This is a genomic window from Cupriavidus basilensis (genome assembly GCF_029335485.1).
Classification (GTDB): domain Bacteria; phylum Pseudomonadota; class Gammaproteobacteria; order Burkholderiales; family Burkholderiaceae; genus Cupriavidus; species Cupriavidus basilensis_E.
In genome coordinates this window covers 1-12353 of sequence record NZ_JARJLM010000340.1, presented here as the reverse complement: position 1 = coordinate 12353, position 12353 = coordinate 1, and the positions used below count along the sequence as shown (strand labels likewise).

At 68.8% G+C, this 12353-nt stretch carries 7 protein-coding genes and 1 pseudogene; all 8 read left to right on the top strand.

Annotation, left to right across the window (positions count from 1 at the left end; genetic code table 11):
- Positions 1-1539, top strand: a 1539-nt coding sequence (locus P3W85_RS20025) for a DUF4132 domain-containing protein (RefSeq protein WP_276266087.1), incomplete at its 5' end; no start/stop codon positions are given.
- A 54-nt stretch (positions 1540-1593) separates the two neighbouring features.
- A complete protein-coding gene (locus P3W85_RS20020) occupies positions 1594-2706 on the top strand; it encodes an ATP-binding protein (protein ID WP_276266086.1) in 1113 nt (370 codons plus the stop codon).
- 10 nt (positions 2707-2716) lie between these two features.
- Positions 2717-5245 (top strand): DUF5682 family protein, encoded by a 2529-nt coding sequence (locus tag P3W85_RS20015; RefSeq protein ID WP_276266085.1) that lies wholly within the window; start codon positions 2717-2719, stop codon positions 5243-5245.
- On the top strand, positions 5242-6318 hold the full coding sequence (locus P3W85_RS20010; protein WP_276266084.1) for a VWA domain-containing protein: 1077 nt from the start codon (positions 5242-5244) through the stop codon (positions 6316-6318). Before P3W85_RS20015 ends, P3W85_RS20010 begins: the two co-directional genes overlap by 4 nt.
- A gap of 144 nt (positions 6319-6462) precedes the next feature.
- Positions 6463-8679, top strand: coding sequence for an SWIM zinc finger family protein (locus P3W85_RS20005; protein ID WP_276266083.1), 2217 nt, complete (start codon positions 6463-6465; stop codon positions 8677-8679).
- 878 nt (positions 8680-9557) lie between these two features.
- A complete protein-coding gene (locus tag P3W85_RS19995; RefSeq protein ID WP_276266081.1) occupies positions 9558-9803 on the top strand; it encodes a hypothetical protein in 246 nt (81 codons plus the stop codon).
- 335 nt (positions 9804-10138) lie between these two features.
- Complete coding sequence (locus tag P3W85_RS19990) at positions 10139-11158, top strand: helix-turn-helix transcriptional regulator (RefSeq protein ID WP_276266080.1); 1020 nt, start codon at positions 10139-10141, stop codon at positions 11156-11158.
- A 558-nt stretch (positions 11159-11716) separates the two neighbouring features.
- Positions 11717-12353 (top strand): annotated as a pseudogene (locus P3W85_RS19985) (flagellin FliC); the annotation flags it as partial.

The window sequence follows — 12353 nt, the reverse complement described above, 5'->3', positions numbered from 1 at the left end:
GCTGCCGCCGTGCGTGCGGTGCTGGACGAGGACCCGTTGCAGCGCTTCCCTGCCAGGCTGCCCAAGCTGCCTGATTTCTTCCAGCCCGGCAGCTTCCGCCGCCCGGTGCTGGCGGCCGGCCCCGGGGCTGGCAAGCCGCTGCCCGACGCGGCCTTGCAGCACCTGGGCACCATGCTGGCCTTCCCTGCTGCCGAAGGCCGCTATCCCGGCCTGGACATGGTCAAGACCGCCTGCACGCCAGAGTCGCTGGCGGACTTTGCCTGGGACAATTTCGCGGCCTGGCTGCTGGTCAACGCGCCCGCCAAGGAGAACTGGGCCCTGAGCGCGCTGGGCGTGCTCGGCAACGACGATACCGCGCGCCGCCTCACCCCGTATCTCCGCGCCTGGCCCGGCGAGGCCGCGCATGCGCGCGCCGTGGCCGGGCTCGATGTGCTGGCCATGGTGGGCAGCGACGTCGCGCTGATGCACCTCAACGGCATTGCGCAGAAGATCAAGTTCAAGGGCCTGCAGGATCGCGCCCGCGAGAAGATCGACGAGATCGCCGAGGCGCGCGGGCTTACGCTGGAAGAGCTGGAAGACCGTCTCGCCCCCGACCTGGGACTGGACGAGCATGGCACGCTGTTGCTCGATTTCGGGCCGCGCCAGTTCCGGGTTGGCTTCGACGAGGCGCTCAAGCCGTTCGTGCGCGATGCCGACGGCGCGCGGCTGGCCGACCTGCCCAAGCCCAAGAAGACCGACGATGCCGCGCTCTCCAAGGAAGCGGTGGATCGCTTCAAGGCGCTCAAGAAAGACGCCCGCACCATCGCCAGCCAGCAGGTGCTGCGGCTGGAGCTGGCCATGTGCGCGCGCCGGCGTTGGAGCGCCGCGGTGTTCGAGCCCTTCCTGGCGCAGCATCCGCTGGTGCGCCATCTGGTGCAGCGGCTGGCCTGGGGCGTGTACCGCGTGACGGATGGCGGCAACAGCGGCGGCGAACTGCTGGCCTGCTTCCGCGTGGCCGAGGATGGCAGCTACACCACGGCCGGGGACGATGGCTGCGCCCTGCCGGAAGGCGATGATATCCGCGTGGGCATTCCCCATGCGCTGGAGCTGCCGGCTGCCGATGCGGCAGCCTTCGGCCAGCTGTTCGCCGACTACGAGCTGCTGCAGCCGTTCCCGCAGATCGGGCGCGATACCTATGCGCTGACCGAGGCCGAGCAGCAGGCCGTCGTTCTGGAGCGCTGGAAGGGCGTGGTGATCCCCACCGGCAAGCTGTTCGGCCTGGCCAATCGCGGCTGGCGCCGCGGCGCCGCGCAGGACGGCGGTGGCATCTGGTACTACACCAAGCAGGTTGACGGCAGCCGGGTGATCGAACTGACCTTCGATCCCGGCATGATCGTGGGCATGCCCGAAGAGTATCCCGAGCAGACCCTGCAAGGCCTGCAGTACGGCGTCGACGGGCACGGCTGGGGCATCGCCAACGGCGGCGGCAAGAAGTTTGCCGGGCTCGACCCGATCGCCGCCAGCGAGCTGATCCGCGATATGGAGAGCCTGCGCGCATGAGCCCATACCGTCCCACCTCCCGAGTCTCGCTGCTCGCATCAACGGAAGACCACCATGGTTGACAAGACCGGCCCCGCGCTCCAGCGGCCGCCCGCCGAACTGCTCTACGCCGATGAACTCGCGCGCCTGGCCGCGGCCGACGACACCCCGCGCCCGCCCGGCTGGGCGCTGTCGCTGACCGCCGCGCGGCGCTTCATTCTGGGCGACGCAGGGCAGGACATCGCCGCCAAGCTGGTGGCGCCCGCTGCCATGATCGAGCGGGCCCTGGTCACGCTTGCCACCGGGCGCGGGCTGATGCTGGTGGGCGAGCCCGGCACCGCCAAGTCCTTGCTGTCGGAGCTGCTGGCGGCGGCGGTCAGCGGCACCTCCACGCTGACCATCCAGGGGGGAGCCTCCGTCACCGAGGACCAGATCAAATACGGCTGGAACTACGCGCTGCTGATCAACGAAGGCCCGAGCCAGCGCGCGCTGGTGCCGGCGCCGCTCTACGTGGGCATGCAGCAGGGCCGCATCGTGCGCTTCGAGGAGATCACCCGCACCCCGCTGGAGGTGCAGGATTGCCTGCTGGCGATGCTGTCGGACCGGGTGATGGCGGTGCCGGAGCTGGGAGGCGAGGCCGGCATGCTCTACGCCCGCGAAGGCTTCAACATCATCGCCACCGCCAACACGCGCGACCGCGGCGTCAACGAGATGAGCGCCGCGCTCAAGCGCCGCTTCGATTTCGAGACGGTATTCCCGATCCTGGATTTCCAGCGCGAACTGGCGCTGGTGGAGGAAGCCTCGGCGCAGCTGCTGGCCCGCAGCGGCATTCCCCGGCGGGTGCCGGAGCCGGTGCTGGAGCTGCTGGTCACCACCTTCCGCGACCTGCGCGGGCAGGGCACGCAGCCGCGCCGCGGCGGCGAGGCCGAGGGCGGCACCGAGCGCATGAGCGCGGTCATGTCCACCGCCGAGGCCGTCAACGTGGCGCACGCGGTGGGCGTGCGCGCCTGGTTCCTGGAGCAGCGCGACGGCAGCCCCGCCGACCTGGTCGACTGCATCGGCGGCACCGTGGTCAAGGACAACGCCGACGACCGTGCCAAGCTGCGCCGCTATTTCGAGCAGAAAGTGTCGCGGCGGGCCGGCACGCACTGGCAGGCCTACTTCGCCGCGCGCGACCGGCTGCCTTGATGCCGCACGCATGCCCAAGCCGATGACAGCGCCGGACACCATGCTGCCGGCGCCGCCGCATGCCGAGCCGTACGTGATCGGCGTGCGCCACCACAGCCCCGCCTGCGCGCGGCTGGTGGCCGAGCGCATCGAGGCGCTGCGGCCCCGCTTCGTGCTGATCGAAGGGCCGGCGGATTTCAACGGGCGGCTGGACGAGCTGCGCCTGCCGCACCGGCTGCCGGTGGCGATCTTCAGCTATTTGTCCGCGCCGCGCGCGCAGCGTGGCTCGTGGACACCGTTCTGCGAGTACTCGCCGGAATGGGTGGCGCTGCAGGGCGCCGCGAAGGCCGGTGCGCAGGCTTGCTTTATCGACCTGCCGGCCTGGCACGACGCGCTGTCCGATCTCAGCAACCGCTATGCCGACGCGGACGACCATCACCATGCCGAGCGCGCCGCCGCCTACGAGGCGGCACTGTGCGAGGCACTCGCCATCGATGGCCGGGATGCGCTGTGGGAGCACCTGTTCGAGGGCGGGATGCCGCTGCCGGCATTGGCCGAAGCGCTGGATACGCACTTCAGCCAGCTGCGCGGCGACGACCCCGGCTCGGTCGCCAACGCCGAGCGCGAGACCATGATGGCGCGCTGGATCGCCTGGGCCATGGGCCAGGCCCGGGGCGCGCCGGTGCTGGTGGTGTGCGGCGGCTACCACGCGCCGGCACTGCGGGCGCTGTGGCGCGGGCACGCCGATGCGGCGGGTGGCGAACCGCCCGCGGTGCCGATGCCGGAGGTGGATGCGGAGGATGCGGCGGACGAGGCGGCAGCGGAGGACGCGCTGCCGGTGCGCTGCGGCAGCTACCTGGTGCCCTACACCAGCAAGCGTCTCGACGCCTTCGCTGGCTATGCCTCGGGCATGCCTTCGCCGATGTACCAGTCATGGGTGTGGCGGCACGGCAGCGCCGAGGCCGGCAAGCTGGCGCTGGCTCAGACCCTGCATCGCCTGCGCGAGAAGAAACTGCCCGCGTCCACCGCCGATCTGAAGGCGCTGCATAGCCATGCCCACGGCCTGGCGCTGCTGCGCGGGCATGCGCAGCCCTTGCGCTGCGACTGGCTGGACGCCAGCGCCGCCACCCTGATCAAGGACGCGCTCGACGCGCCGCTGCCCTGGACCTATCGCGGCCCGCTGCTACGCGGAACCGATCCGGTGCTGGTCGAGCTGATGGACGTGCTGGCCGGCGACCAGGTGGGCCTGCTCGCCGCCGGCACGCCGCAGCCGCCGCTGGTGGCGTCCGTCGAGGCCGAGCTGGCGGCGCATGGCATCGTGCTGGAGCCAGGCCGTCCGCTGCAGCTCAGGCTGGACCTGCTGCAAGCTGCCGACCGCCAGCGCAGCCGCGTGCTGCACCGGCTGCGCATCCTGGCGCTGCCCGGCGTCAGCCGCGAGCGGGGCGCGCCGCTAGCACTATCCGGCGAGCGCGAGGAGCACTGGCGCCTGCTCGGTTCGCTGGAGCAGCGCGCCGCGCTGATCGAGGCCGGCGCCTATGGCGCCACGCTGCACGATGCCGCCCGCACCCGGCTGGAAGAGGGCCTGCGCGGCGCAGCCGGCAAGCTGGCGGCGCTGGCGGTGCTGCTTAACGATGCGGCCTTCGCCGGGCTGCCGGAAGCCGGCGCCGCCTCGCTCGCAGAGCTGGGCGAGGCGGTGGCCGCGGCTTCGCGCTTCGAGGAACTGGGCGAGGCGCTGGCGCTGCTCCATGCCTTGCTTCGCCACGGCCAGATGCTCGGCATGGCCGGTGCGCCGGTGTTGCGCACGGCGGTGGCGGCAGCGGTGGAGCGGGCGCTGTGGCTGCTCGACTTGCCGGGGCAGGTGGCATCCGCCGAGCAGCAGGCGCATCTGATGACCTTCCGCGCGGTGCGCGACGTGGTGCGCGATGCGCGCAACGGCGCGTTCGACGAGAGCCCCGGGCACGGGCAGGCTGCGGGCCAGCCGCCCCTGCTCGATCCGCAGCGCGCCCTGGCCGTCTGGCGGCGCAAGGCGCGCGATCCGCAGGCCGCGCCCGCTAGCCGTGGCGCGGCGCTGGGCGCCCTGGCCAGCCTGGATGAGCCGGCGCATGGCGAGGCGGCTTTGCAGGATGCCGCCGGCGACAGCAGCAACGGCGCGCTGCGCCTGTTGGCGGGTTTGCCGCCGGCCAGCATCGGCGATGCGCTGGCCGGCCTGCTGGCGCTGGCGCGCGATGTGCTGGCCCACGCTGGCGTATTTGTCGGCGGGCTCGATGGCCTCTTGCAACAGCTTGACGACGAGGCCTTCGTGCAGGCGCTGCCAGCCATGCGCATGGCCTTTGCCTGGCTGCCGCCGGCCGAGCGCGGCGCGCTGGCGCGCCAGGTGCTGGCATTGCGCGGCGCCGAAGCCTACGGCGAGCGGGCGCTCACCGCGCCGCTGGGCGCGCACGACGCGGTGGACCTCGCCGCCGCGCGCCTGTTGGAGGCTGCCGTGGCGGCACGCCTGCGTTACTGGGGCGTGCCTGTCGGTACGCCTGCCGATCTCAATCCGGAATCCGCCGCGCCATGAGCCTGCACCTGCCCGATCCCCTGCAACGCTGGCGCCTGCTGCTGGGCGAGGCTGCCCAGCCCGCGCTGGGCGAACTCGATGCCGATGCCGCCGCGGCCGATGCCGCGCTCGACTGGCTCTACGGCCGCGACCCGGAGCTTGCACAGCGCGGCGAGCGCCGCGGCGGCGGCGGCGCGTCGCAATTGAACACGCCGGACTGGATCAACGAGATTCACCGCCTGTTCCCGCGCGAGGTGATCGAGCGGCTGGAGCAGGATGCGGTGGAGCGCTACGGCATCGACGAAGTGGTGACCAACCTCGAAGTACTGGAGCGCATCGAGCCGTCCGCGGCGCTGCTGCGCGCGGTGCTGCACACCAAGCACCTGATGAATCCCGAGGTGCTGGCCGCGGCGCGCAAGCTGGTGGCGGAGGTAGTGCGGCGCATCATGGAGAAGCTCGCCACCGAAGTGCGCCAGGCCTTCTCCGGCACGCGCGACCGCCGCCGCCGCTCGCGCGTGCGCATCGCCCGCAATTTCGATTTTCGCCGCACGCTGCGCGAGAACCTGCACCGCTGGGATCCGCAGCGCGGCAAGCTGTTCGTCGAGGCGCCGGCCTTCTTCAGCCGCGTGCGCAGCCACGCCGAGAAATGGGACATCATCCTGCTGGTCGACCAGAGCGGCTCGATGGTGGATTCGGTGATCCATGCCGCGGTGATGGCCGCCTGCCTGTGGCACCTGCCGGGCATGCGCACGCGGCTGGTGGCGTTCGATACCGCGGTGGTGGATCTTACCGCCGACGTGGCCGACCCGGTGGAGCTGCTGATGCGCGTGCAGCTCGGCGGCGGCACCGATATCGCGCGTGCCGTGGCCTATGCCCAGGGGCAGATATCGTCCCCGTCGCGCAGCATCGTGGTGCTGATCAGCGACTTTTACGAGGGCGGCAGCGAGTACGAACTGGTGCGCCGGTCAAGGCGCTGGTCGGCGCGGGCGCGACCGTGCTTGGACTGGCGGCGCTGGATGCGCGCGCCGAGCCGGTGTACAACCGCGCGCTGGCGGCGCGCCTGGTGCGCGAAGGCGCTCACGTGGCGGCGATGACGCCCGGCGAGCTGGCGGCCTGGCTGGCCGAGAAGGTGGCCGGCAAGGCGGGCGGGCAGGTGCCCGGGGGGCTGGCCGCATGAAGACGACGCCGCGGGCGTGCGCAGGAAAGAACATGTCGAAGAACGTATCGAGGGGCGCGTCATGAAGGCGGATCGCGCCGACCTGCTTGAATTGACGCCCGAGGCGCTGGTGGCGCTGGCCAACGCCGGCTTCGTCAAGCGCGCGCAGAAGGAGATGGCTGAAGGCAAGGCCCCCGCGCTCGCGCAGGATGCCGACGGCACCTTGCACGCCACCTATGCCGATGGCACCCGGACCAGCCTTGCCGCGGGCCGCTCGCTGCGCGATGCGGCCTGCAGCTGTATCGCCTCGGGCCTGTGCCGCCACCGCATCCTGCTGGTGCTGGCCTACCAGCAGTCTTGTCGCGATGGCGCCGGTGCCGCTCAGCCGGCGCACGATACCGCCGCCGTTGCGGGCGAGGGCGCGCGCGCCGGCCTGGACGAAAGCACCAGCGACAGCCCGGGTGGCAACGCGGACCGCCAGCCGGCCCCGAGCAGCGACACCGTTGCCGAGGCCGGGACGCCGGCAGGCGGCCCATGGTCGCCGGCGGACTTCGACGATGCGGCGCTGCAGGCGGCGCTGCGTCCGGCCACCCTGCGCCAGGCCGTGGAGCTGGCCCGCGCACGGCCGGTGGCGAAGCTGGCCGGCTGGCGCGCGCAGGCGCCAGCGCCCACCGCCCATCTGCCGATGTGCACGGTGCGGTTTTTCTCGCGCCACAGCCTTGGCCATGCCCGCTGCGATTGCCAGGAGGGCGGCGGCTGCGCCCACGTGGCGCTGGCGGTCTGGGCGTTCCGCGCGGCGGCTGCGCGCCAGCCCGGCCAGACCGATGCCACGGTGGAGATCGTGCCGCCGGAGCCGGACGGCATAGACGCCGCCGCACGCCTGGCCGATGCGCAGGTATTGCGTGCCCTGGCCGCAGCGGTGGATGCGCTGGCCGGACAACTATGGGCCGAGGGCTCCGCCCAGGCGCCGCTGGCGCTGGCCCCGCGCCTGGGGCTGGTGCGCAGCCTGGCCGCCGATCTCGGCGCGGCCTGGGTCAGCGCCGACGTCGACGCGCTGGCGGCGCAGCTGCGCGACCAGGACAGCCGCAGCGCCCGCTACGATCCGCGCCGGCTGCTCGATGCGCTGGCGGGCCTGCAAGGCCGGCTGGCCGCCGCGCTATGGGCGGCCGACGTGGCCGACGGCACCGGCACCGCGCGCCAGCCCCAGCCGTTGTTGCCCGCGCGGCAGATCCTCGGCCTCGGCATCAAGGGCGAAGTTACGCTCGACCACCTGAAGCTGGTTTCCCTGGGCGCGGCGATGTGGGCCGACGGCGGCCATCCCGGCGCCGCCTGCGGGGCCGCCATCGCCTTCGCGGATCCCGACACCATGGGCGTGGTCGCGCTGGAGCGCAGCTGGCCCAAGGCGGAGGCTGCCGCGCCTGCGGTGCCGCTCGCGCAGCGGCGCATCGTGGGCAACCCGCTGGGCAAGCTGGCCGCCAGCCAGGTGGTCACGCGTGCGGCGCGGCGTCGCGCCAACGGTTTGCTGGAGATCGGCAGCGGCACGCGCCAGACCAATGTGCTGCCGCTGTCGCCGCAGGCCTGGAACGACCTGCGGCCGCCGCTGGCCTTCGCCACGGTGGCGTCGTTGCGCCGCCACCTGGCGCAAGCCGCGCCGTCCTGCCTGTTGCCGCGCCAGGCCATCCAGCACCTGCACGTGCTGTCGGTGGCGGACGTCGCGCACTGGGGCTGGGACGCCGCGGCGCAGACCCTGCACGCCAATCTGATGGACGCCGAAGGCCAGTGCTGCCTTTTGCGTTGCCGCCACAGCAGCGGCATGCCGGGTGCGGTGGATGCGCTGGCAGGGCTGTTGCGGTCCGCCGAGGCGGGCGGCGATCCTGTGCTGCGCGTGGCGGGTACCGTGCGCGTGCTCGGCGGCGCACTGGAAATGGAGCCGCTGGCCGTGATGACGCAGGCTCGGGCCGTGGTGCTGGCGGCGCAAGCCGCCAACGCCACGACACTACCGGCTGGCATCGCGCCGCCTCCGGCTCCCCATGCGGCGCTGGCCGGCAACGCGCTGGCGTTGCTGGCGCAATGGCTGCGCGAGGGTTTGCGCAACCAGCGTCCGACGGCGGCCGAGCGAGCTCGCGAACTATCCGCCGCGCTGGCGCGTGCCGGGCTGGAAGGGACCGCGCAGCGCATGGAAGCCGCCCTTGCCGGGCTCGGCGGCGGGCCGGGCGCAAGCGTTGCGGCGGACTGGTGGCAACTGGTCTTGTGGCTGGCGGAGGTCGAGAGCGCGGCACTGCATCCGGTGCCGGGCTGAAAGGGGCATCGACAAGAAGATGCCTGCGGCGCTCCGCGTCGGCAAGTCTCTGCCGCGCACTCGCCCGAAGCGCGCAAAGGCAACCGAAATCAGCCGCCACACGCCGTAGGCAAGCGGGGCTGAAAGGGTTCGATATCGGCAGCTGGTTTGGCGTGTACCGGCGCCCGCCGCCACGCCGAAGAAGATCGTCAACCGGCTCAATGCCGGGATGGTCAAGGTGATCCGCCAGCCCGACTTTGCCCAGCGCACGCAGGCTATCGGCACCGAGCCGCTCGGCAGTTCGAGCGGCGAAATTATGTCGCCCTTAATGCGGGTGTTTAGTCACGTAATGTCACAAAATCGATACAATCACTCCCATATGTAGATGTTTTGTCACTCTCATATTACAATGCATTACTAAACATTACAGAATGTTACAGGCTGAGCCAGAGTCTACCCGGCTACAGCCGGGCTTGTAGCCGCCATGCCGCACCCGGGTCAGGGACCGGCGGACCGCAAGTCACGGATAAGGAAATACGGTGGCAAGGCCGGAGACCGGTTACGCCGTCTTGTGCGACAGGGAAGTTCAACGTGAAAGCACCAGCGACCGGCCTCCAGCGGCCGTATGGCCTCCATGGCAGGGGCTTCTTTCAGGGCTTCGGGCTCTATGTCTCGCCTCGCTTTGCGGGGCAGCCAACCGTGCCGCGGGCCCTTTGCCAACCAGCCGCCGGAAGCGGGCGAAAGCCCCGGCGGATCGGCCGTGCCGAGAGCCAGCATGCCGTCCTGCCGCGAAGAGAGGCGGGCGGTAACCGGGCCGGTGTTGCATCGGCGCGCCGGCTGCCTTTCTGGCTCGCCAGACCCTGGCTTTCGAGAGTGCTCTCGTATCGCCGGGGATGAATGTGCGCCTCAACCTTGCCGATGGCATTGAAACCATGCTGGCAAGGGAACGCTATGTACTATGGCTGACCGGTTCCGGGTCCGATGCATTGATAGAATTTTTCTTTCTCTATCCCATCCATTTTTTCAAGCAATTCATCTTTTTTCTGCGAAACCAGGCAACGGACCGTTTCCGAAAAAGAGAGTCCCATGTACCCGGAGATTCTCTCCAGGTCCCTCTTGGCCGGGATCGGCAGGAGGCAGCTTAGCCTCTCATATTCCCCTCCCGGGCCTATTCGCGAGATACGGTACTTCCTTTGTCTTTCGGAATTTGAGAGTGGCATGATGGTGTCCAGTGTTGAAACTGCCGTTGACAGCCATCAATGCTGCCCTGCCGGGAGTATCGACCGGATTGCATGAAAAGCAGGATCTCGCGAAAAAGTAACTGCGTCTCAATGATATTTTTTTCGTGAAATAGATGATGAACCGGGCGAGCAAGGATGGCTGTCACAGTGCACGCAATGCAGCCCCGCAGCTTGGTGCTTCTCTGCATGATCGAGATTCCGCGATGCATGCTCAAAGGGCTACGGTAACCAATCCCGCCGTGCTCGCCGAACTGCTGCGGCCGGTCTGCGGCAATGTTGCCGTCGGACCTGGGGCCGGCGGGCGCATCGACGTCAGCATTGATTCGATCGTGGTCGGCGGCGCGGCGACGCATCAGATCCGGACCGTCACGGGCGCCGCATTTCGTTCCGAGGACAAGATAGACGGGTACGTCTTCGTCATGCTTCACGAGGGAGAGATCCGGGCCGGAACCGGGCGATCGGAACGAATCTGGCGGGCCCCTTCCTGTGCCATCCTGAATCCGGAAGACATTGGCAACGGACAATGGCATGCAGGCAGCTACGAATTGCTGACGATCGGCGGGCACGATGTGAGGAGGCGGCTCTCGTCCTTGCTGGGTGCGCCGGTGGCGTACCCGGTGGTGTTCGGGGCGGATGCATCGCCGACTTCCGAGGGGGCCATGATGGCGCTTTCGGTGATGCGGTTCATGCGTTCTCTCCCCGGTGCCGGCGTGCTGCCGTCGATGGCGATGGCCACCGCCGGGAGCGTACGCGACGTTGCCGTGGCGGTATTCCTCGAGATGTTCCGGCACAACTACACCGAGCGGGTGCAATGCAAGGCGCCGGGACCATTGCCGCGCCATATCAGGTCGGCCATCGAGTTCATCCATGACCATGCGCAGGAGAGCATCTGCGTCGAGGAGATCGCCAGCGCGGCACATGCCAGCGTGCGCACGCTGCAAACCGGATTTGCATCGTTCAGGGGCGTGACGCCCATGGCGTACTTGAAGCAGGTCCGACTGGAAGGCGCGCGCGACGAACTCATCCGTGCCGGCAATGCGACGATTGCCGAAGTGGCGGCGCGCTGGCGTTTTACTCACCTCGGCTTGTTTGCCAAGGCGTATCGCGATGCATTCGGCGAGCTGCCCTCGGAAACACGCCGGTTTTCCCGTGCCAAGGCGGGCATGGACGGTGTCCTGCCGCCGTGCGATAGCGATGCCGGGCGCGGGCACGAAGTGCGGGCTTGCGCCGGGCCGGCAACGCATCCCGGAAATCCCTGACACTGCGAAGTTGGCTGGATGCGCGCTGGCGCGTATCGTTCCCGGTGGCGCCTTTGGTACCGGGCGGCGCGAGGATGGCGCGCTTGGGCTGCTGCAGGAGGACCTTTGCGATCTCCGGATTCCTGTCGGCTTCACCATGCCATTTCAACACGGCCCCGTTCCATCGGGCACCTGCTGCGGCAGCATTCCGGCATAAAAAGCCCCCCTCTTGGTAGAGGGGGGTGAAGTCGATGTTTAGTGACGCCAATACCAATGGAAATCTAGCTTCACTGCTTCTAGTTTGTAGGCAGGGAGACGCATCAGTCAAGGCTGGCATCCGTTACTGCGTAACGTTAAAGTAAATCGATAATTCAATCGATATAGGTGGTCACGGAGATTCGTAATTTGATTGGCCTGGTTCATCAGATTCAAGAATTTTTTTGGAATCTGGCTATAAATTTAAGTTTGATCACTCCGATAACCTGGGAAGCGTTGGCATTGTTCGTGCGGCAAGACGAGTCGCTAACGTTTCGAATACTTCCGTGTTCAAAAACCTAGTAAGAAAATAGGAGTTTCACCATGTCAATGACCATCAATACCAATACGCTGTCCCTGATGACTCAGAACAACCTGAGCTCGTCGCAATCGTCGCTGAACACGGCGATCCAGCGCCTGTCCTCGGGCCTGCGTATCAACAGCGCCAAGGACGACGCAGCCGGCCAGGCCATCGCCAACCGCTTCACCGCCAACATCAACGGCCTGAGCCAGGCTCAGCGCAACGCTAACGATGGCATCTCGCTGGCGCAGACCACGGAAGGCGCGCTGAACGAAGTCAACAACAACCTGCAGGCCATCCGTACCCTGGCCGTGCAAGCCGCCACGGGCAGCAACTCGGGAAGCGACCTGAAATCGATCCAGGACGAAATCACCCAGCGCCTGGCCGAAATCGACCGTACCTCGCAACAGACCGACTTCAACGGGGTCAAGGTGCTGTCGTCGGCAGCTACCCCGCTGAACGTGCAGGTTGGCGCGCAAGACGGCCAGACCATCTCGATCAGCCTGCAGGAAATCAGCTCGAAGACCCTGGGCATGACCGGCTTCACGGTCGCCAAGAACGCCCTGAGCACCAGCTCCGCCATCACCACGGTGGCCGCTGCTGCCGGTACCACCCCGGTTTCCGTTGACCTGACCAACGCGGCAGCCGCGCTGAGCGCAG

Excerpts from the sequence above, each read along its gene's own strand:
- P3W85_RS20005 (WP_276266083.1), top strand. The coding sequence starts at position 6,463 with ATGAAGGCGGATCGCGCCGACCTGCTTGAATTGACGCCCGAGGCGCTG.
- P3W85_RS20015 (WP_276266085.1), top strand. The coding sequence starts at position 2,717 with ATGCCCAAGCCGATGACAGCGCCGGACACCATGCTGCCGGCGCCGCCG.
- P3W85_RS20020 (WP_276266086.1), top strand. The coding sequence starts at position 1,594 with ATGGTTGACAAGACCGGCCCCGCGCTCCAGCGGCCGCCCGCCGAACTG.
- P3W85_RS20010 (WP_276266084.1), top strand. The coding sequence starts at position 5,242 with ATGAGCCTGCACCTGCCCGATCCCCTGCAACGCTGGCGCCTGCTGCTG.